Genomic DNA, 20619 nt, shown 5'->3' on the forward strand with positions numbered 1-20619 from the left:
CACAGGTCTCGGTCCAAGGTTGTCCAGTTCTCGTGGCGATGTTGTGCTGGGCTGACCCGAGCGGGTCCCTCGGACGGGAGGGTTAGCTGGCATGTTTCGCCGTAATTTTGATCTCGTACAGGACCGCCCCGACAGAGGGGCTTATTGTGACCAGTGGGTCGGAAGAGGCCAGTATCAGCACATCTCCGTCGTGCATTAGGGCGGGCTGATTACTGATTGCGGCGATGCCGCCCTTGGCAAGGACGAGTGTCGTCACTTCATGTGGGCTCTTGCTTTGCCTCGCCCCGTCATCCGTGCCTTGGCTGATCCGCAGGTTGACGCCGCGATGGCGGGTGACGGTCGCGGTGGCGCGTCCACGGCGCACCATCACATTGAGATCGAGGAGGGCGGTTTCCACCGCGGTTGCGGCCGTCGGCACGTCGGCTGGGAAGGCGAAGGGTGTGCTCGCGTCGTCGAGGATACGGGCGGGCGCGTCCCCTACAGCAAGCGTCATTGGTCCGCCCGACAATATAGTGAGCACGCGGTCGCAGCCGGGGAAGGCTGAGAAGGGCCCCGGCACCTCGACGAGGGCCATGCTCACTCGCCAGTCGAAGGTGTCGAGGGCCGCGCCTTCCGGGGCGGCGGCGACTTCATAAGTTGTCCCGCCGCCGTTCTTCCACGGCATCTTCTTGTGGTCACGTTGCTTCAGAAGACGCATGGCTTATCCTTCGAGCCAGGTTACCTCAGAGAGGGCAGATCGAGCCCGTTCTCGCGGGCGCAGTCGATGGCGATGTCGTAGCCGGCATCCGCATGGCGCATCACGCCGGTGGCCGGATCGTTCCACAGCACGCGCGCGAGGCGGGCGTCGGCGTCGGTTGAGCCGTCGCAGACGATGACCATACCGGCATGCTGGGAGAAGCCCATGCCGACGCCGCCGCCATGGTGCAGCGACACCCAGGTCGCGCCCGAGGCGGTGTTGAGGAGCGCGTTCAGGAGCGGCCAGTCGGAGACGGCATCCGAGCCGTCGCGCATGGCCTCGGTCTCGCGGTTCGGCGAGGCGACCGAGCCGGAATCGAGGTGGTCGCGGCCGATGACGATCGGCGCCTTGAGTTCGCCGTTGCGGACCATCTCGTTGAAGGCGAGGCCGAGCCGGTGGCGGTCGCCGAGGCCGACCCAGCAGATGCGCGCGGGCAGGCCCTGGAACTTGATGCGCGCGCCGGCCATGTCGAGCCAGTTGTGGAGATGGGCGTTGTCCGGGATCAGTTCCTTCACCTTGGCGTCCGTCCGGGCGATGTCCTCCGGGTCGCCCGAGAGCGCCGCCCAGCGGAAGGGGCCGATGCCCCGGCAGAACAGCGGCCGGATATAGGCCGGTACGAAACCGGGGAAGTCGAAGGCGTTACTGACGCCTTCATCAAGCGCCATCTGGCGAATGTTGTTGCCGTAGTCGACGGTCGGGATGCCGGCGTGGAAGAAGTCGAGCATCGCCTTCACATGCACGGCCATAGAGGCCTTGGCGGCCTTGGCGACACCCTTGGGATCCGACTGGCGGCGCTCTTCCCATTGGGCCAATGTCCAGCCGGCCGGGAGATAGCCGTTGACCGGATCATGGGCGGAGGTCTGGTCTGTGACCGCGTCGGGCTTGATGCCGCGCTTGACCATCTCAGGCAGAATTTCGGCGGCATTGCCGAGGAGTGCCACCGAGACCGGTTTCTTGTCAGCGCAGGACTTCGCGATGATCGCTAGAGCTTCATCCAGCGTATCGGCCTTCAGATCGACATAGCCCGTGCGCAGGCGGAAATCGATGCGGCTCGGCTGGCATTCGATGGCGAGGCACGAGGCGCCGGCCATGGTCGCGGCGAGCGGCTGGGCGCCGCCCATGCCGCCGAGGCCGGCGGTCAGGATCCACTTGCCGGAGAGGTCGCCGCCGAAATGCTGGCGGCCCATCTCGACGAAGGTCTCGTAAGTGCCCTGCACAATGCCCTGGGCGCCGATATAGATCCAGGAGCCAGCGGTCATCTGGCCGTACATGGCCAGGCCCTTCTTGTCGAGCTCGTTGAAATGGTCCCAGTTCGCCCAGTGCGGTACGAGGTTGGAATTGGCGATCAGGACGCGCGGTGCATCCTTGTGGGTGCGGAACACGCCGACCGGCTTGCCGGACTGCACGAGCAGGGTCTCGTCGTCCTCCAGCCTGCGGAGCGCGGCGACGATGCGATCAAAGCTCTCCCAGTCGCGCGTGGCTCGGCCGATGCCACCATAGACGACCAGTTCTTGCGGCTTCTCGGCGACATCGGGATCGAGGTTGTTCATGAGCATGCGCAGAGGCGCTTCGGTCAGCCAGCTCTTGGCACTGATCTCGGGGCCGCGTGGCGCGCGGATAACGCGGGCATTATCGATGCGGGTCTGTGAAGTCATGGGAGAAGTCGTCATGGCAGCGGTCCTCTCACGAGCGCGCGAAAGCGAGCACGGACGTCAGCAATTGGGTGAGGAAGGCGCGCATGGGCGCGGCGTAGGTGGAGTCATAGGGTGAGGGCCAGTTGGCCTCGTTCACCGTGGCGGGCTCGTGCATATAGCCGCGGCAGCCGAGCTCCATCTGGACGGCATGCACACCGGTCTCCGGACGGCCGTGGTCGCGCGTGATCCAGCCGCCCTTGAAGCGTCCGTTGAGGACGCTGGTCTGGCCTGATCCTGCGCAGGCCTCGACAACGAGCTTCTCGAGCGCGGGGGCGCAGCTCTTGCTGCTGTTGGTGCCGATGTTGAACTGCGGCAGCTCGCCATCGAACAGCCGGGGAATGGTCGAGCGGATCGAGTGGCAATCATAGAGCACGACCTTGGGGTTGGCGGCGCGCAGACGCTGGAGCTCGGCGGCGAGGGCGGCGTGGTAGGGCTCGAAATAGGCCGCGCGGCGCGCGTCGATGTCCGCCTCGGTGGGGCCCGCGCCTTCCTTGTACAGCGGCTCGCCGTCGAAGCTCGTCGTCGGGCAGAGTTCGGTCGTCGCTTGCCCCGGATAGAGTGAGGCGCCGCTCGGATCGCGGTTGACGTCGATCACAGTGCGCGAGATCGCGGTGTGGATGATCGTCGCGTCGAGATCGACGGCGAAGTCATAGAGCTTGTCAATCCACCAGTCGGCGTCCTTGCGGGCGAGCCACGGCGAGACGAGGCGGCTCTCGATGTCGGCCGGAATCTCCGTGCCGGTGTGGGGCAGGCTTACGAGAAGCGGCGCGCTGCCGCGCCGTACCGTCAGCCAGGAGTGTGAGGCCTCCGCCATGATCAGCTCTCCAGGCTGGGCAGGGCATGATTGGCCGCCTTGATGACCTCGCCGGCGGTGATGAGCGCGTTGGCCGCTGCCATGTCCGGGTGGAAATAGCGATCGTCTTCCAGCGTTGGCACGTCACGGCGCAGCCGCGCGCGCACGGCTTCGAGGGCGGGGCTGGAGGCGAGCGGCTTGTGGAAGTCGCAACCCTGGGCGGCCGCCAGCAGCTCGATGCCGAGCACGCCGGTGAGGTTGTCCGCCATGCGGATGAGGCGGCGGGCACCGTGAGCGGCCATGGAAACGTGGTCTTCCTGGTTGGCCGAGGTCGGGATGGAATCGACGCTCGCGGGAAACGCGCTTTGCTTGTTCTCGGAAACGAGGGCGGCCGCCGTCACCTGCGGGATCATGAAGCCGGAGTTGAGGCCGGGTTTCGGTGTGAGGAAGGCCGGCAGTCGCGATAGCGCGGGGTCGGTCAGGAGCGTGATGCGGCGTTCCGACAAGGAGCCGATCTCGCAGATGGCCATGGCGATCATGTCGGCGGCGAAGGCTACGGGCTCGGCGTGGAAATTGCCGCCGGAGATCACCTCGCCATCCTCGGCGAAGACGAGCGGATTGTCAGATACGCCGTTCGCCTCGATGGTCAGCGTAGTGGCGGCCTGGCGCAGGAGGTCGAGGCATGCGCCCATCACCTGCGGCTGGCAGCGTAGGCAATAGGGGTCCTGCACCCGGTCGTCGCCGGTCAGGTGCGACTGGCGGATGGCGCTCCCCGCCATGAGGCTGAGCAGAACGGCGCCGACCTCGCGCTGGCCGGCATGGCCGCGCAGGTCATGGATACGCCGGTCGAAGGGAGCGTCCGAACCACGCGCCGCGTCGGTCGACAGGGCGCCGGTGATCAGAGCGGTCTGGAAAAGGCGCTCGGCTTCGAACAGGCCAGCCATGGCGTTCGCGGTCGAGAACTGCGTGCCGTTGAGAAGGGCGAGGCCTTCCTTGGCGCCGAGCGTCAGCGGCTTGAGCCCGGCTTGTTCCAGAGCCTTCGCAGCCGGCATGCGTACGCCATCGACGAAGGCCTCGCCGACGCCGATCATGACCGTGGTCATATGGGCGAGCGGGGCGAGGTCGCCCGAGGCGCCGACGGAGCCCTGCGCCGGCACGACCGGAGTGATGCCCTTGTCGAGAAAGGCGAGTAGCAGGTCGATGGTCTCGAGCTTCACGCCGGATGCGCCGCGGGCGAGGCTTGCGAGCTTCAAAGCCATCATCAGCCGCGCGACCGGCACCGGCATCGGCTCGCCGACGCCGGCGGCGTGGGAGAGCACGATGTTGCGCTGCAGGGTTTCCAGCTCGTCGAGACCGATCTGGATCGAGGCGAGCTTTCCGAAGCCCGTGTTGATGCCGTAGATCGGCTCGCCCTTGGCGACGATCGTGGCCACGGCTTCCGCGGAGCGCGCGATGGCGGGGCGTACGCTCGGATCGAGTTTGACCGATGCGCCGCGATAGATGGCGCGCCAAGCGTCGAGCGGAATGCGGCCGGGCTCAAGAGTAATCGCAGTCATTGTCCTCTCCACACACGTGCATGGAGCGGGCTGAACCCCATGCGATAAACGAGTTCTGCGGGACGCTCGATGTCCCAGATAGCGAGATCGCACTGCTTGCCGACCTCTAAGGTGCCGACGCGGTCGAGGCGCCCCAGGGCGCGCGCCGCCTCGCGCGTCACGCCGAGCAGGCATTCGTCGACCGTCATGCGCATCAGGGTCGCTGCCATGTTCATGGCGAGCAGCAGCGAGGTCAGCGGCGAGGTGCCGGGATTGCAATCCGTCGCGACGGCCATCGGCGTGCCGTGCCGGCGGAAGGATGAGATCGGCGGCTGATGCGTCTCTCGCAGGAAATAGAAGGCACCAGGGAGGATGACGGCGACGGTGCCGGCCGCCGCCATGGCGGCCACGCCTTCGTCGCTCGCATATTCAAGGTGATCGGCGGACAAGGCGCCGAGCCGCGCGGCGAGCGCCGCACCTCCGAGATCCGAGAGCTGGTCGGCGTGGACTTTCACCGGCAGGCCGAGCGCCCGGGCGGCCTTGAAGAAGCGCTCGCACTGGGCGGGCGAGAAGGCGATGCCCTCGCAGAAGGCATCGACCGCATCCGCGAGCTTTTCCTTGGCGACCAGCGGGAGAATGTCCTCGATCAGCACATCGATAAAGCGGTCCTTGTCGTCGAATTCGCGCGGCAAGGCGTGGGCGCCGAGGAAGGTCGCCACGATGTCGGCGTGCCGCAGCCCGCCGAGACGTCGGGCGGCGCGCAGCTGCTTCAGCTCCGCATCAGCCGAGAGTCCATAGCCGGATTTCACCTCCACCGTGGTGACGCCATCCGCCATCAGCCGATCAAGCCGCGCGAGGCTAGCCGCAACCAGCGCGTCCTCGCTCGCCGTGCGGGTGGCGGTCACGGTGGAATTGATGCCGCCGCCCGCCCGGGAGATCTCCTCGTAGCTTGCGCCCGCAAGGCGCAGCTCAAACTCATGGCTGCGGTCGCCGCCGAACACGAGATGGGTATGACAATCGATCAGGCCCGGTGTGATCCAGCGGCCTTCGCAGTCGATGCGCTCCGCGTCGGTGAGCGCGGGCAGATCCGCGGCATCGCCGACATAGATGATCCTTCCGCCCTCGGCGGCGATCGCCGCGCCTTCGATGACGCCGAGGCCCTCGCGGCTAGGGGCCATTGTCGCGATGCGCGCGTTCAGCCAGATGCGAGGGCGGACAGGCCTCGCTTCGGATGCGGCGGAACGTGCGTCATTGGCCGTTGTTTCGCCTGCCATGGTTTTCACCCTCTGCTGGTCTGGCGGAAGTTGGGCTACGGCATCGGGCCGAATACCGGCCCGATGCCGTAGCTCGCTTTTTGCGCATCGGCTTTGTCCGAAAACCGCGGTCCACTTTTCGGACCGATGCAGTATAATGCCTATACATATTCTTTGTATAGACATATAAGATGCTGTCAAGCGCAGTCGATGGGAGAGTGACATGGTTCTGTGGTTTCAATCGGCCCTGACGGCGGATGGCTGGCACGATGGGGTTCGCCTCCACATCGAGGCTGGACAAATCGCCGCGGTGGAGGCCGGGGTTGCGGCCGAGCCCGGCGACGAACGCCACGCCATCGGCCTGCCCGGTATGCCGAACCTCCACAGCCACGCCTTCCAACGCGGCATGGCGGGCCTTGCCGAAGTACGCGGCGAAAGTCGCGACAGCTTCTGGAGCTGGCGGCAGGTGATGTACCGTTTTCTCGACCGGTTGACGCCCGAGGATGTGGAGGCCATCGCGGCGCTTGCCTACGCGGAGATGCTGGAGGCGGGCTTTACCCGCGTCGGCGAGTTCCACTATCTGCACCACGACTGTGACGGCGCCGCCTATGCCGATATCGGCGAGCTCAGCGCGCGGATCGCCGCCGCTGCGGAGGCCACCAACATTGGGCTGACATTGCTGCCGGTGTTCTATGCCCATGCCGGTTTCGGCGGGCAGGCCCCGGCCGAGGGCCAGCGCCGCTTCATCAACTCGCTCGATCGATTCGGACTGTTGATGGAGCGCGCGCGTGCGAGCATCAAGGATCTGCCCGGCGCCAATCTGGGCCTTGCCCCGCACAGTCTTCGGGCCGTCACGGCTGAAGAGTTGGTCGAGGTCCTTCTACTGGCTCAGGAAGGGCCGCTCCACATCCATGTTGCCGAGCAGGTGAAGGAGGTCGAGGACAGCGTCGCCTTCAGCGGCAAGCGACCCGTCGAATGGCTCATCGAGGCGATGGCCGCGAACGGCACGCCGGTCGACAGGCGCTGGTGCCTGATCCATGCCACCCACATGACCGAGTCCGAGACCACTGCGCTCGCGGCGAGTGGCGCGACCGCGGGCCTCTGTCCCTTGACCGAGGCCAATCTGGGCGACGGAATTTTCCCGGCCGATCGTTTTGTCGACGCGGGCGGCTATTATGGTGTCGGTACTGATTCCAACATCTTGATCGATGTGCCCGGGGAGCTCGCGATGCTCGAATACAGCCAGCGACTGGCGCTGCGCAGCCGCAATGTGATGGCGGCCGGCGCCAGCAGATCGACGGGGCGCAGCCTGTTCGATGCGGCTCGTCAAGGTGGCGCGCGTGCGCTCGGCGTCGCGCCCATGGATCTGGCGGTCGGCGCTGTGGCCGACATCGTCTCTCTTGACCCCTCTGCCTTTGTGGAAGGGCAGCGCGACGATCGTATCGTGGACGGCTGGATATTTGCCGCGCGTCGTCCCATCGTCGACTGCGTCTGGCGCCACGGGCGGCAGGTGGTCAAGGCTGGGCGCCATGTGGCGCGCGATGCCATCGCAGCGCGTTACAAGGCGACGCTCGCCAAGGTTCTGGCTGAATGAACGATGCTGCCGCCCCTGACATCACGACGCCGCTGAAGCGTGGACAGCCCGACTCCATTCACCAGCGGATCAGGGCCGATATCGAAGGCAAAATCGTGTCCGGGGCCTGGCCGCCTGGCTATCGCATTCCCTTCGAACATGAGCTGATGCAGGAATACGGCTGCTCGCGCATGACCGTGAACAAGGTCATGTCGCGACTGGCTGAAATCGGGCTGATCGAGCGGCGTCGTCGCGCGGGATCCTTCGTGGCGCGGCCACAGGTCCAGTCAGCCGTGCTCGAAATCCCCGACATCAAGGCCGAGATCATCAGGCGCGGCCAGACCTATCACTACGAGCTGCTTTCGAGTCGTCGCCGCCGCGCCACGCGCGAGGACCGCGAGCTTCTGGTGGTCGAGGCAGGGACGGACGTTCTCATGCTGACCTGCCGCCATGTGGCGGCGGGTGTCCCCTTCGCGTTCGAAGAGCGGCGCCTCAATCTCGCCGCCGTGCCGCTTGCCGCCGAGGTCGACTTCGCGCAGGAACCACCCGGCACATGGCTGCTCGGCCATGTGCCGTGGACGCAGGCCGAGCACCGCATCCGCTCGCTCAATGCGGGCGAAGCCTACGCCGCGTCCCTCGACATAGCACCGGAAACGGCCTGTCTCGCCGTTGAGCGCCGCACCTGGCGCGGGGGCGAATCGATCACCCATGCCCGCCAGGTCTTCCCCGGCAGCCTCTATTACCTGTCCGCGACCTTCACACCCGTACAGGAATAGAACGGGTTTTTCCGTCATGGCCGGGCTCGTCCCGGCAATCCGACAAAGTAAAGCGTCACAGCTGCCGTTTCTCACCTCTCCCCGGCGGGGGAGAGGTCGGCGCGGCGCGCCGGGGCACCTCAGGAGAAGGTCTTAAACCCCGTCCTCATACCAGGTGCGGCCGTCGCGCTCGATCAGGGCGATGGCGGCTGAGGGGCCCCAGGTGCCGGCGGTGTAGGGCTTCGGCCCTTCGGTCGTGTTGCGCCACGCGTCGATGATCGGGTCCACCCAGGTCCAGGCGGCTTCCACCTCGTCGCGGCGCATGAACAGTGTCTGATTGCCGCGCACCACATCGAGGATCAGCCGCTCATAGGCGTCAGGATTGCGTGCGCCGAAGGCCTCAGCGAAAGTCATGTCGAGCGGCACATGCTGCAATCGCATGCCGCCCGGCCCGGGATCCTTGATCATCAGCCACAGCTTCACGCCTTCGTCGGGCTGCAGGCGGATGACGAGCCGGTTGCTTTCAATGTCCCCGGCATCGTTGCCGAACATTGAATGCGGGATTTTGCGGAAGGTGACGACGATTTCGGACACGCGGCCTGCAAGCCGCTTGCCAGTGCGCAGATAGAAGGGCACGCCCGCCCAGCGCCAGTTGGCGATCTCGGCCTTGAGCGCCACGAAGGTTGCGGTGCGGCTCGACGGCGCACCGAGTTCTTCCAGAAAGCCCGGCACGGCTCCACCGGCAGAGGCGCCGGCCCTGTACTGACCGCGGACTGTGAGAGCCGCGGCGTTGGTCGCATCGATGGGAACGAGAGACTTCAGCACCTTCAGTTTCTCATCGCGCACGGAATCGGCGGCGATCGAGGTGGGCGGTTCCATGGCGACGAGACAGAGCAGCTGCAGGATGTGGTTCTGCACCATGTCGCGCATCGCGCCGGCCGTCTCGTAATAGCCTGCGCGGCCTTCGAGCCCGAGCGACTCGGCGACCGTGATCTGCACGTGATCGATATGGGCGGCATTCCAGACCGGCTCGAACAGCGCATTGGCAAATCTGAGCGCCATCAGGTTCTGAACCGTCTCCTTCCCCAGGTAGTGGTCGATGCGGTAGACGCTCTCCTCGGGGAAGACCTTGCCAACAGCGTCGTTGACGGCTCGCGCCGACACGAGATCCTTGCCGATCGGCTTTTCCACCACCACGCGGGTGTGCTCGTCCACGAAGCCATGGCTGCCGATCCGTTCGCAGATCGGCCCGAAGAGATCTGGCCCGGTGGCGAGATAGAACACGCGGATATGGCCGTTGTTACCGGCCAAGCGGGCACCGAGTTTGTCCCAGCCACGATCCGAGCCCGCCTCCGTGCTGACATAGGACAGGCGATGCAGGAAGCGGCCGAGCGGCTCCTCCTGCAGCTCATGTGCCGGCACGTGGTCAGCGATCGCCTTGCGGGCAAATGCCTGAAATTCGTCATCGCTGAGATCGCGCCGAGAGGTGCCGATGATGACGGCTTCGTCCGGCAGCTGGCCCGCGAGGTCACGATGGAAAAGGGCGGGCAGAAGCTTGCGCTGGGCGAGATCGCCCGTCGCGCCAAAGATGACGAGGGTGAATGGCGGTACGGGGATCACGCGACTGGCCATGCGGACATTTTCTCCTCACATACTTCGGCGGCAGCGCCGTGCTCTTTCAGCCAAGATTGCATCGCAAACACCTATTGGTCACGCCGCCTTCTTTCGCTCGGCGATTCTTGCCAGATCGCGCATGATGACGGTGGTTCCCTTGAGGCGGTGCGCCGGCGTCGCGAAATCGTCGATGAAGACGATGCGCATGTCGGGCCGCACCTTGGCGAGCGATCCCTGTTCGGCGACATAGGCGACGAGCCCTTCGGGATTGGCGAAGGCATTGTCGCGGAAGGAGACGATGACGCCCTTCGGCCCTGCCTCGACCTTCTCCACATTGGCCCGCCGGCACAGGGCCTTGATCGAGACGATCTTGAGAAGCTGCTCCACCTCTTCCGGCAGCTTGCCGAAGCGATCGATGAGCTCGGCGCCGAAGCCCTCGATCTCGGCGTCGGTGTCGAGGGTCGACAGCCGCCGGTAGAGTTCGAGCCTGACATCGAGATCGGGCACGAAACTGTCGGGGATCATCACCGGCGTGCCGATGGTGATCGTGGGCGACCAGGCTTCCTCCTCGGCCTCCTCGACGCCGGCCTTGAGCTGGGCGACCGCCTCTTCCAGCATCTGCTGGTAGAGCTCGTAGCCGACTTCCTTGATATGGCCCGACTGCTCCTCGCCGAGGAGGTTGCCGGCGCCGCGGATATCGAGATCGTGGCTGGCGAGCTGGAAACCCGCCCCGAGCGTATCGAGCGACTGCAGCACCTTGAGCCGCCGCTCCGCACTCTGTGTGAGCCGCCGGTTGGCCGGCACGGTCAGCAGCGCATAGGCGCGCAGCTTCGAGCGGCCCACACGGCCACGCAGCTGGTAGAGCTGCGCGAGGCCGAACATGTCGGCACGATGGACGATCAGGGTATTGGCGCGGGGAATGTCCAGCCCTGACTCGACGATAGTGGTCGACAACAGGAGGTCGAACTTGCCTTCATAGAAAGCCGTCATCACATCCTCGAGCTGGCCTGCGGCCATCTGGCCGTGCGCCACCGCCACCTTCACCTCGGGCACCTCGCGGTCGAGAAATGACTTCACCTCGGCGAGATCCTCGATGCGAGGACAGACGTAAAAGGACTGGCCGCCGCGATACCGCTCGCGCAGCAGCGCCTCGCGAACCGAGAGCGGGTCGAAGGGCGAGATGAAGGTGCGCACCGCCAGGCGGTCGACTGGAGGCGTGGCGATAAGCGACAGCTCGCGCACGCCGGTCAGCGCCAGCTGCAGCGTGCGCGGGATGGGCGTCGCGGTCAGCGTCAACACATGCACCTCGGCGCGGAGATCCTTCAGGCGCTCCTTGTGGCTGACGCCGAAGTGCTGCTCCTCGTCCACGATGATCAGGCCGAGGTCCTTGAAGCGGATCGCCTTTCCGAGCAGCGCGTGAGTGCCGACCACGATGTCGACGGTGCCGTCGGCAAGCCCGGCCTTCACGGCTTTCAGTTCGGCGGCCGGCACGAAGCGCGAGGCTTGCGCGACCTTGATGGGCAAGCCCTGGAAGCGTTCCTCGAAGGCGCGGAAATGCTGGCGCGCCAGGAGCGTCGTCGGCACGACGACCGCGACCTGTCGGCCGGAGAGGGCGACCGCGAAGGCGGCGCGCAGGGCGACCTCCGTCTTGCCGAAGCCGACGTCGCCGCAGACGAGGCGATCCATCGGGCGGCCCGAGGATAAGTCCTCCAGCACCGCATCGATAGCATTCTGCTGATCCTCGGTCTCGTCATAGGGGAAGCGGGCGGCGAATTCATCGTAGAGCCCATGTGGCGGGACAATGCGCGGCGCCTCCTTGAGGGCACGCGCGGCCGCGACCTTGATGAGGGCGCTTGCCATCTCGCGGATGCGCTGCTTCAGCTTGGCCTTGCGCGCCTGCCAGGCCGCTCCGCCGAGCTTGTCGAGGGCGACTTCCGTATCCTCGGACCCGTAGCGCGAGAGCAGGTCGATGTTCTCGACCGGCAGATAGAGCTTGTCTCCGCCGAGATAGTGCAGCTCGAGGCAGTCGTGCGGTGCACCTGCCACGTCGATGGTTTGCAGGCCGACGAAGCGGCCGATGCCGTGATCGACATGCACCACGAGATCGCCGGCGGACAGGCTCGACACCTCCGAGATGAAATCCTGTGCCCGGCGAGACTTGCGTGTCTGACGGACGAGCCGGTCGCCAAGGATGTCCTGTTCGCCGAGCACCGCGAGATCGCCGACTTCGAAACCGGCTTCCAATCCCCAGACCGCGAGCCCGACTTCGCCGGCCGGCAGGCCGAGCGCGACGGAGAGCCGCCCGACCGGCGTCGCCTTCTTCAGGCCGTGATCCGCGAGAACCGAGCCGAGGCGTTCGCGTGAGCCTTCCGACCACGCCGCGACGACGACCTTGCGCCCCTCTCCTTGAAGATGGCGGATATGGGCGACCGCCGCCTCGAAGATATTGACGGTGCCGTCGGCGCGTTCCGGCGCGAAATTGCGGCCCGTCTTGCCGGCCGCGTCGATGATGAGGCGCGCCTCGCTTTCAGGCTGGGCGAAGGGCGAGAAGCGTAGCGTGGCTCCGGCCTTGAGACGCTCGCTCCATTCCCGCTCGCCGAGATAGAGGGCCTCCGGTGGGAGTGGCTTGTAGGGTGGAGCTCCGCCGGTCGCGCTGGATGCCGGACCCGCGCGGCGCGCGTCATAATAATCCTTGATCTGGGCCAGCCGCTCGCCAGCCGCGTCCTCCGCGAGGGGATCGAAGGCAAAGGGCACGCCCGGCACATAGTCGAAGAGCGTATCCAGCCCCTCATAGAAGAGCGGTAGCCAGTGTTCAAGGCCGGGGTGGCGGCGCCCCTCGCTCACGGCCTCATAGAGCGTGTCGTCGCGGGTCGCGGCACCGAACGCCGTGACATAGCCCTGGCGGAAGCGGCGGATGGTATCGGTGGTGATCTTCACCTCGCTCATCGGCACGAGATCGAGGGAGCGCAGCTGATGCGTGGTGCGCTGGGTTTCCGGATCGAAGGCGCGGATCGACTCGAGCGTATCGCCGAAGAAATCAAGGCGCAGCGGCTCGGGCAGGCCCGGCGCGTAGAGATCGACGATGCCGCCGCGCACCGCATATTCACCGGTGTCGCGCACCGTCGCGGTGCGCTGGAAGCCGTTGACCTCTAGCCACTGCACGAGGGCGTCCATGTCGACCGTATTGCCCGGCGCGGCTGAGAGGCTATCGCGGGCCATGAGGGACACGGGCGGCACGCGCTGCAACAGCGCGTTGACCGTGGTGAGAAGGAGACGCGGCTTCTCTGCCGACGAGCGGGAGGATGCGAGCCGCGCCAGCGCCATCATGCGACGCGCCGTGATGGCGGCGGTGGGCGAGACCCGGTCATAGGGCTGGCAGTCCCAGGCCGGCAGGCTCAGCACCTCGAGCTCGGGCGCGATGAAGCCCAGAGCCGCCTCTGTCGCCGCGAGCCGGCGGTCGTCGCGCAGCACATAGACGAGCGCGGCGGCATTGTCTTCACCGGCCAGTGCCCGCGACAGATCAGCGATAATGAGCCCGTCTTGCCCATCGGCAACGCTGGTGAGCAACGGGTTATCGCCCCGCCGAAGGGCATCAACGGCGCGTTGGAGCGGATTCATCGGATCGACCTGTTCAGACAAAAAGCAGAGGCTTGACGTGCGAGCGTTCATCGCGGACTGGGACGTATAAGCCCGCAATTGCGGCTACTCAACGACTCATGTCCACGGGTATGCTGTTTGAGAGAAGGGCCCCGCGTGGACGCATGCTCAGGGTGCCGGGCGTTCCGCACCGGCGCGGCATTGCTGGAAGGCTCCGCTCAGCTGTTGCCTTTCCTGCGGCAGGAGGCTGTTGGCGCTCATCTTCTCCCACATGTTGAGGCGCGTGATGGCATCGCTGGCGCAGCTGCAATAACGCGCGCAGGTCACGGCATCGCTGCCGTTGTCGACGCATGCCTTGGCGCAACTGCGCTGGAACGGCGTGGTGCGCGCAGGCTGCACCACCTGGATGAAAGCCCAGAGTACGCCTAGCAGGACAAGCTGATGGGTGAGATAGATGAGGAGGCTGTGCCGTCCGGCGATGCCGAGCCCTCGGGCTATGGGGCCTGCCGCGTCCTGGCTGAGCCAAGCCGGCAGGGGCGCGCGTCTCAGGATGAGCCTGGCGACCGCCACGCCGGCAAGCACGCAGCCGAACCAGGGGAAGAGCGGGATATAGTCGTTGGTTGTGGGAACACGGGTTGCAAGGCCGAGCCAGAGCCAGCCGGGCGCATTGAATAGGGGGGATGAGGCGATTTGCGGCAGCGCGAATGCGATCGCCGCGGCGATCGCTGTCACGAACCAGGGCAGCCGCACGAACGCAAGGCCCAGCACGCTCGTCAGAGCGATGCCGTGGAGAATGCCGAAGAAGATGAAGCTTTCCGGGAAAAGGAAATAAGAGCCAAGCGTGACCGCCGCAGCCGCCAGAACGAGGAGGCCGAGGCGCCGTAGGAAGGGACGCCAGCGGATGTGATCTCCATGGGCAAGCACCAGGCCGATACCAACGAGGCCGAGAAAGGACCCGGCGATCATCCGGGCGAAGAGCCGCCATCCCGGCGCCGTGGCGATATCCGTTTCGATCAGGCCGAAAAAGCTCAGATCCCAGCTGAAGTGATAGATGACCATCGCGACGATCGCGACGCCGCGGGCCACATCGACCATAGGGAGGCGGGGACGTAGGGGGCTTGCAGGCTGGGCTGGTGATGTGTGGAAGTCCACGGGTGGCTCTTCATCAATGCTGTTGGCAAAAGGTCAGGCAAGATCAGTGATGTGACAGATGCGGGATGATTCTGACACCGCGCGTCCTTCGGATGGTAATTTCAACGGCTGGCGGGTTGCGGATCACCGTCGCTGATGATTCTTGGATCGCCATCGCCGCAAAGGCATAGTGACCGACATCTTCGTCGGTTATGGTTTTGCACGGCAGTAGACCGTTCGAACGCGTAAATGGGAATGGACTGATGCAAGGTTATGTAGAGCGTATCCGGCGGTGCGGCGTGGTCCCCGTCGTCACGGTTCCGGATATTGAAGCGGCGGTTCCTCTCACGCAGGCTCTGGCCGATGGTGGCATCGACGTCGTTGAGCTGACGCTTCGGACGGCTGCGGGCCTAAAGGCTGTCGAGGCGGTGGCCAGCAAATGCCCCAATGTGCTCGTCATCGCCGGCACGTTGACGTTGCCGGAACATTTTGCGGCCGTGAAGAACGCCGGCGCTTCCGTGGCGGTCAGCCCGGGCTTCAATGAGGCGCTGCATCATGCCGCTGTTGCCGCTGATCTGCCTTGGCTGCCCGGCGTGGCAACGGCGTCAGAGCTGATGAGCGCCATGGCGCTCGGCCGTTCGTTGGTGAAGTTCTTCCCCGCGGGCCTAGCCGGAGGGGTCAAGATGCTGAAGGCGCTCTCGGGCCCCTTCCCGGACGCCACCTTCTGTCCGACAGGCGGCGTCGATCCCGACAATCTGAAAGATTACCTTACCTTGCCAGAGGTCATCTGCGTCGGCGGTTCATGGCTCGTTCCGCTAAAGGCTGTCACGGAGCGCAACTGGGGACAGATTCGTATGCTCGCACATGACGCGCGCGATCGCGTGGACGCCTTGCGTGATAACTGAGTGATGGCGCTTCCAGCTGTCTAACATTCGGGAGTGCAACGGAAAGTTGTGCTCCCGCTGTCGTTTTTTTCTTTTCCCTGTGCAATAAGATTTTAAGATATCTCCATGGCGGGTGGGCCAAGCGCATGCCTTTCTGACTTTGCCGCCTAGGACGCGATGTTATTCTCGGACTTGTAAATTGACATTTGTGATTCGGCTGGTGGTTCCATGTCCAACGATTTTGAAACAAGTTTAATTGGTCCGAAAATCGGACAACAGAAAGCAGACGAGGCAGTTTCTGGCCTCTCCTCAACCGACGTTGCCGAGGGAGAACCCCCGCTCGATCTCGTTGAAGTGGTTGGGCGCATCAAATGGTTCGACGTTTCCAAAGGGTTTGGCTTCATTGTGCCAGACAACGGAATGCCGGACGTACTCCTCCATGTATCCTGCCTTCGCCGCGACGGATATGAGACCGCCAACGAAGGCGCGCGTGTGGTTTGCGAGGCGGTGCAACGCGCACGAGGGCTTCAAGCCTTCCGCATCATCTCGATGGATGAAACTTCGGCGATTCATCCCTCCGAACTTCCTGCCCGCACCCGTGTGACGGTCGTCCCGACAAGCGGGCTCGAGCAGGTCGAGGTCAAATGGTTCAACCGTCTGCGTGGGTTTGGCTTTGTTACGCGCGGCGAGGGGACGCCCGACATCTTCGTTCATATGGAAACGTTGCGTCGCTACGGCCTCATGGAACTGAAGCCCGGGCAGATGGTGCTTGTCCGCTTCGGCAATGGTCCAAAAGGGCTGATGGCTGCGGAGGTTCGTCCACTCGATGGCGGTACGGCGCCGGCATCGCATTAAGTCTTCAGTGAACGACTTGAATCCTTTTATCTGATTTTACCACCAAGTTACTGATTTTAGTCAATTTTCGTTACGGTTGCAAAACTTAGATGGGGTAACTGACTTATCTGGGCGATCCATGGTGGCTTCCGTGGGCTGGCCATGGACTCGGCAATTGATCGCCTTTTGCAGTGGGGAGCGTCCGTTCGGCTTGTTCAGGCCCGAACGGCGCTCGCGTGTTGTTCTGTCAAGTCAGCGACCGTCACGCCGGTTCCTTCGTGAGAAGCGGAACCTCGCATCGCTTCCTCGTAGGATGTGATAGGGGAGGCGCGATCGAACGCATCTTGTCTGCGATGAGAACGTAAGCGACCATCGCCGCGCTTTGCCTCAAGAGGGTTTCCATGGTCGTGTTCACCGGGTTCGCTGCGGCTTTCAAGCTTTTGCTGATCTCCGCGTTACTGGCGCCCCTCGTCTGGATTCCGCCCGCGCAGGGCCAGCCGCATCCGGGCGATGCGATCATGCTGGTGAATGCCGAAACCGGTCTTGAGGACCTCACGATCAGCACAGCGAGCGGTCGGCATGTCTTCTCCGTGGAGGTGATGCGAACCGCCGCGCAGCGTGGCCGCGGCCTGATGGAACGCCGCTACCTGCCCGCTGATCGCGGCATGCTCTTCGATTTTCAGGAGGTGCAGCCGGTGACCATGTGGATGAGCAACACTTACTTGCCTCTCGACATGCTGTTCATCCGCAAAGATGGCACTATCGCGCGTATCGAGGAGCACACAGAGCCATTCTCGGAGCGTCTCATTCCGTCAGGTGAGCCCGTCCTGGGCGTCCTCGAATTGAACGCCGGCACGGCGGCGCGCATCGGTGCAAAGCCAGGCGATCGCATCGCCCATCCGATGTTTCGGTGAACGCCGCATTGCCATCCTAGATCGCGCGGGCGAAAAATATTGAAAATCAGCCATTTATGACGCGCTCCTGAATCTTTTTGTACGATAAGGGAGCGGCTGACATCGCGTTGCGAGCGTCTCTAAGCGGCGGCCCAGAAAAAAAGCAAGGCTTTCGCCTTGCTTTCGAGAATGGATTTTCTTTTATCGCCTCCAACTAAGCGTCTGTACGCTTTTTCTCTGAACGGCGATATTTCCTCCCGAGACCTGGACCGTATCCTGATACCAGTTAACCCCGGTCAGGACATTCATCCGCCACAATCCATAGTCGATCTAAAACGGGTTGTCATCCTTTTGAGCATAGCATGCCTGCATTTTTTGCAATTGCAGGCAGTGCGCTGCGAGAGGCTTGAGATGCAAGAGAAAGCCGCGGCCAGAATGCCTTCACATTAGGCGGCAGAGGCATTGGACCGATGCACAAGTTGCCGCCGCCTCGCGATGTGCCGGGGAGCGTAAGGCCGCAAGGCAGTGTTCGTGGGAGCTACGATGCCCCCTGGTGCGCAAAGAACAGGGCGTGAATCGCAATATGACGGGGGACTGCTTGTCTTTTTGGCGACAGAGGTGTTGTGTCGGTCCTCTCGAATCTCAATGATCTCCTAAGTCTCTTGATGCAAGGTCCCGATGCGCCTCAGCCGCTACTTCCTTCCCGTCCTGCGTGAAACGCCCAAGGAAGCGGAAATCGTTTCTCATCGCCTCATGCTGCGTGCCGGCATGATCCGTCAGGAATCGGCCGGGATCTATGCCTGGCTGCCGCTCGGGCTCAAGGTCCTTAACCGGATCTCGGCCATTGTTCGAGAAGAGCAGAATCGCGCGGGTGCGGTCGAGCTTCTCATGCCGACGATCCAGTCGGCAGAGCTTTGGCGCGAATCCGGCCGGTATGACGCCTATGGCAAGGAGATGCTGCGCATCGCCGACCGCCACGAGCGCGAGATGCTGTTTGGCCCCACCAACGAGGAGATGATCACCGAGATCTTCCGCGCCTCGGTGAGGTCCTACAAGGACCTGCCGCTCAATCTCTACCACATCCAGTGGAAGTTCCGGGACGAGATCCGGCCGCGTTTTGGCACCATGCGCTCGCGCGAGTTCCTGATGAAGGACGCCTATTCCTTCGATCTGGACAAGGAGGCGGCGCGTCACTCCTACAACAAGATGTTCGTGGCCTATCTCAGGACCTTCGCGAGGCTCGGCCTCAGAGCCATCCCGATGCAGGCCGACACCGGGCCGATCGGCGGTGACCTCAGCCACGAGTTTATCATTCTGGCAGACACGGGCGAGAGCGAAGTTTTCTGCCACAAGGACTTCCTCGATTTCCCGATCCCCGGCGCCGACACGGATTTCGACGATGTGGAGGGCCTCCAGCGGGTCGTTGATTCCTGGACTTCTCTGTACGCCGCGACATCCGAGAAGCATGACGCGGCGCGATACGCGGCCATTGCCGACGGCGAGAAGCTTTCGGCCCGTGGCATAGAGGTGGGCCACATCTTCTACTTTGGCACGAAGTACTCGGCCCCGATGGGCGCGACCGTGACCTCGCCGGATGGCCGGGAAGTACCTGTTCACATGGGTTCCTATGGCATCGGCCCTTCGCGCCTCGTCGCCGCGTTGATCGAGGCGAGCCACGATGACAAGGGCATCATCTGGCCTGAACCCGTTGCGCCGTTCGATGTCTCGCTCCTCAATCTGAAGGTGGGGGATGTGGCGACAGATGAGGCCTCTCTCAAAATTTATCAGGCGCTCAACCTCCGCGGCCGCGAGGTGCTTTATGACGACACCGAAGACCGGCCCGGCGCGAAATTCGCTACCGCCGACCTGATAGGCTTGCCGTGGCAGGTCGTCGTCGGGCCTAAGGGCCTCGCGGACGGAAAGGTGGAGGTGAAGCGGCGCGGCAGCGACGAGCGCGAGCTGCTCTCCGTCGAGGAGGCTGTCAACAAAGTCGCGGGTTAATCCCTTGTGCGTAAACGAGGAGCCGGAAACGGGCAAAGAATGAGCGCAGAACCCGGGTCGGATTCGACGCGTCCCTTCGCTGCTTTCGAGTGGATGCTGGCATCGCGCTATCTCAGGGCAAGGCGGCGTGAGGGATTCATCTCCGTCATCGCCGGCTTCTCTTTTCTGGGCATCATGTTGGGCGTGGCGACTTTGATTGTCGTCATGTCGGTGATGAACGGCTTCCGCGAGGAACTCCTCAGCAAGATCGTCGGCGTGAACGGCCATATCTTCGTTCAGCCGATCGAGCAGCCGCTGACCGACTATGCCGCCGTGGCGCAGCGAATCGCCGGTGTCGAGGGCGTGACGCTCGCGGTTCCCCTCGTCGAAGGGCAGGCGCTCGCTTCCGCCTCCCAGAGCGGCAACAACGGCGGAGCGCTTGTCCGGGGGGTGCGCGAGCAGGACATCACACGTATCCCCTTCATCGCAAACACCATCCGTGAGGGCACGCTTGCCGGTTTCGATGAGAAGGGTGGCATTGCCATTGGCCGGCGGCTCGCGGAATTTCTCGGTGTCAGGGTGGGAGATACGGTCACCATCATCTCGCCGCGTGGTTCGGCGACCCCGATGGGCGTGGCGCCGCGTATCAAGGCCTATCCCGTGGTGGCGGTCTTCGAGATCGGCATGTCGGAATTCGACGGATCGTTCGTCTATATGCCGATGCAGGAGGCCCAGGCCTTCTTCAATCGTGACGGCGACGTGAGCCTCATCGAAGTCTTCCTGCGCAACGCGGACGACGTCGACGCGGCTCGTGACCGCATCGATGCGGCTGCCGGCCGCCCGATCATGATGAGCGACTGGCGGCAGCGGAATCGCACGTTCTTCTCGGCCCTCGAGGTCGAGCGAAATGTCATGTTCCTCATCCTCACCCTCATCGTCCTGGTGGCGGCGCTCAACATCATTTCGGGCCTCATTATGCTGGTGAAGGACAAGAGCGAGGACATCGCCATCCTGCGGACGATGGGAGCAACCCGTGGCGCCGTCATGCGGGTCTTCCTGATCACCGGCGCGTCCATCGGCATCGTGGGCACGATCGCGGGCTTTTTTCTCGGCCTGCTCATTACGCTCAATGTGGAGCGGATCCGCGCATTCATGTCCTGGCTCACCAACACCAACCTCTTTCCGGCGGAACTCTATTTTCTCAGCCGCCTGCCGGCGGTGATCGAGCCGGGAGAGGTCGTGACGGTGGTTACGATGGCGATCGTGCTGTCGCTTATTGCCACGCTCTATCCAAGCTGGCGGGCCGCGCGGCTCGATCCTGTCGAAGCCTTGCGTTACGGATGAATG

15 protein-coding genes are annotated in these 20619 nt (G+C 64.1%); 7 read left to right on the forward strand and 8 right to left on the reverse strand.

The genetic code is table 11. From position 1 onward, the window contains the following. Positions 1 to 82: 82 nt before the first annotated feature. From KIO76_RS16750 to hutI, 5 genes are read right to left on the reverse strand one after another with little or no spacing between them, the layout of a single operon-like run. The gene (locus KIO76_RS16750; RefSeq protein WP_213324322.1) at positions 83 to 697 is read right to left on the reverse strand and encodes a HutD/Ves family protein; all 615 of its coding nucleotides are present in this window, start codon (positions 695 to 697) and stop codon (positions 83 to 85) included. Positions 698 to 717: 20 nt separating this feature from the next. After that, positions 718 to 2391 carry a urocanate hydratase gene (gene hutU, locus KIO76_RS16755; RefSeq protein WP_213325308.1) on the reverse strand — a complete coding sequence of 558 codons (1674 nt, stop codon included), beginning with the start codon at positions 2389 to 2391 and terminating at the stop codon, positions 718 to 720. A gap of 28 nt (positions 2392 to 2419) precedes the next feature. Beyond that, on the reverse strand, positions 2420 to 3244 hold the full coding sequence (hutG, locus tag KIO76_RS16760) for an N-formylglutamate deformylase (RefSeq protein WP_213324323.1): 825 nt from the start codon (positions 3242 to 3244) through the stop codon (positions 2420 to 2422). Positions 3245 to 3246: 2 nt separating this feature from the next. Next, on the reverse strand, positions 3247 to 4779 hold the full coding sequence (gene hutH / locus KIO76_RS16765) for a histidine ammonia-lyase (protein ID WP_213324324.1): 1533 nt from the start codon (positions 4777 to 4779) through the stop codon (positions 3247 to 3249). Further along, complete coding sequence (gene hutI / locus KIO76_RS16770; protein WP_249729932.1) at positions 4776 to 5936, reverse strand: imidazolonepropionase; 1161 nt, start codon at positions 5934 to 5936, stop codon at positions 4776 to 4778. The genes hutH and hutI overlap by 4 nt, the downstream gene beginning before the upstream one ends. Positions 5937 to 6234: 298 nt before the next feature. On the opposite strand from hutI, the gene KIO76_RS16775 reads away from it, so the two are divergent. After that, positions 6235 to 7605 carry a formimidoylglutamate deiminase gene (locus KIO76_RS16775; protein ID WP_213324326.1) on the forward strand — a complete coding sequence of 457 codons (1371 nt, stop codon included), beginning with the start codon at positions 6235 to 6237 and terminating at the stop codon, positions 7603 to 7605. Beyond that, on the forward strand, positions 7602 to 8360 hold the full coding sequence (gene hutC / locus KIO76_RS16780; RefSeq protein ID WP_213324327.1) for a histidine utilization transcriptional repressor HutC: 759 nt from the start codon (positions 7602 to 7604) through the stop codon (positions 8358 to 8360). Before KIO76_RS16775 ends, hutC begins: the two co-directional genes overlap by 4 nt. A 132-nt stretch (positions 8361 to 8492) precedes the next feature. On the opposite strand, the gene zwf is transcribed toward hutC, so the two are convergent. The 3 genes from zwf to KIO76_RS16795 form a co-directional block, all read right to left on the reverse strand. Next, positions 8493 to 9971, reverse strand: coding sequence for a glucose-6-phosphate dehydrogenase (gene zwf, locus KIO76_RS16785; protein ID WP_213324328.1), 1479 nt, complete (start codon positions 9969 to 9971; stop codon positions 8493 to 8495). A 78-nt stretch (positions 9972 to 10049) separates the two neighbouring features. After that, entirely contained in the window at positions 10050 to 13571 is a 3522-nt protein-coding gene (mfd, locus tag KIO76_RS16790; protein ID WP_213324329.1) for a transcription-repair coupling factor, read from the reverse strand. Between the two features lie 147 nt (positions 13572 to 13718). After that, on the reverse strand, positions 13719 to 14702 hold the full coding sequence (locus KIO76_RS16795; protein WP_213324330.1) for a heparan-alpha-glucosaminide N-acetyltransferase: 984 nt from the start codon (positions 14700 to 14702) through the stop codon (positions 13719 to 13721). Positions 14703 to 14944: 242 nt separating this feature from the next. On the opposite strand from KIO76_RS16795, the gene eda reads away from it, so the two are divergent. The 5 genes from eda (at position 14945) to KIO76_RS16820 (ending at position 20616) form a co-directional block, all read left to right on the forward strand. Next, positions 14945 to 15586, forward strand: coding sequence for a bifunctional 4-hydroxy-2-oxoglutarate aldolase/2-dehydro-3-deoxy-phosphogluconate aldolase (gene eda, locus KIO76_RS16800; protein WP_249729624.1), 642 nt, complete (start codon positions 14945 to 14947; stop codon positions 15584 to 15586). Between the two features lie 207 nt (positions 15587 to 15793). Continuing rightward, positions 15794 to 16420 carry a cold-shock protein gene (locus tag KIO76_RS16805; protein WP_213324331.1) on the forward strand — a complete coding sequence of 209 codons (627 nt, stop codon included), beginning with the start codon at positions 15794 to 15796 and terminating at the stop codon, positions 16418 to 16420. A gap of 380 nt (positions 16421 to 16800) precedes the next feature. After that, complete coding sequence (locus KIO76_RS16810) at positions 16801 to 17313, forward strand: DUF192 domain-containing protein (RefSeq protein ID WP_213324332.1); 513 nt, start codon at positions 16801 to 16803, stop codon at positions 17311 to 17313. 657 nt (positions 17314 to 17970) lie between these two features. Next, positions 17971 to 19293 (forward strand): proline--tRNA ligase, encoded by a 1323-nt coding sequence (proS, locus tag KIO76_RS16815; RefSeq protein WP_213324333.1) that lies wholly within the window; start codon positions 17971 to 17973, stop codon positions 19291 to 19293. Positions 19294 to 19332: 39 nt separating this feature from the next. Then, positions 19333 to 20616 (forward strand): lipoprotein-releasing ABC transporter permease subunit, encoded by a 1284-nt coding sequence (locus KIO76_RS16820; RefSeq protein WP_213324334.1) that lies wholly within the window; start codon positions 19333 to 19335, stop codon positions 20614 to 20616. The last annotated feature ends 3 nt before the right edge of the window (positions 20617 to 20619 follow it).

The organism is Chelatococcus sp. YT9 (assembly GCF_018398315.1).
GTDB lineage: Bacteria > Pseudomonadota > Alphaproteobacteria > Rhizobiales > Beijerinckiaceae > Chelatococcus.

Bases quoted from the DNA above. Each gene is read 5' to 3' on its own strand.
- KIO76_RS16750 (WP_213324322.1), bottom strand. From the start codon at position 697: ATGCGTCTTCTGAAGCAACGTGACCACAAGAAGATGCCGTGGAAGAAC.
- hutC (WP_213324327.1), top strand. From the start codon at position 7,602: ATGAACGATGCTGCCGCCCCTGACATCACGACGCCGCTGAAGCGTGGA.
- zwf (WP_213324328.1), bottom strand. From the start codon at position 9,971: ATGGCCAGTCGCGTGATCCCCGTACCGCCATTCACCCTCGTCATCTTT.
- eda (WP_249729624.1), top strand. From the start codon at position 14,945: ATGCAAGGTTATGTAGAGCGTATCCGGCGGTGCGGCGTGGTCCCCGTC.
- hutH (WP_213324324.1), bottom strand. From the start codon at position 4,779: ATGACTGCGATTACTCTTGAGCCCGGCCGCATTCCGCTCGACGCTTGG.
- KIO76_RS16810 (WP_213324332.1), top strand. From the start codon at position 16,801: ATGGTCGTGTTCACCGGGTTCGCTGCGGCTTTCAAGCTTTTGCTGATC.
- hutG (WP_213324323.1), bottom strand. From the start codon at position 3,244: ATGGCGGAGGCCTCACACTCCTGGCTGACGGTACGGCGCGGCAGCGCG.
- KIO76_RS16805 (WP_213324331.1), top strand. From the start codon at position 15,794: ATGTCCAACGATTTTGAAACAAGTTTAATTGGTCCGAAAATCGGACAA.
- mfd (WP_213324329.1), bottom strand. From the start codon at position 13,571: ATGAATCCGCTCCAACGCGCCGTTGATGCCCTTCGGCGGGGCGATAAC.
- KIO76_RS16820 (WP_213324334.1), top strand. From the start codon at position 19,333: ATGAGCGCAGAACCCGGGTCGGATTCGACGCGTCCCTTCGCTGCTTTC.
- hutI (WP_249729932.1), bottom strand. From the start codon at position 5,936: ATGGCCCCTAGCCGCGAGGGCCTCGGCGTCATCGAAGGCGCGGCGATC.
- proS (WP_213324333.1), top strand. From the start codon at position 17,971: ATGCGCCTCAGCCGCTACTTCCTTCCCGTCCTGCGTGAAACGCCCAAG.
- KIO76_RS16775 (WP_213324326.1), top strand. From the start codon at position 6,235: ATGGTTCTGTGGTTTCAATCGGCCCTGACGGCGGATGGCTGGCACGAT.
- hutU (WP_213325308.1), bottom strand. From the start codon at position 2,391: ATGACTTCACAGACCCGCATCGATAATGCCCGCGTTATCCGCGCGCCA.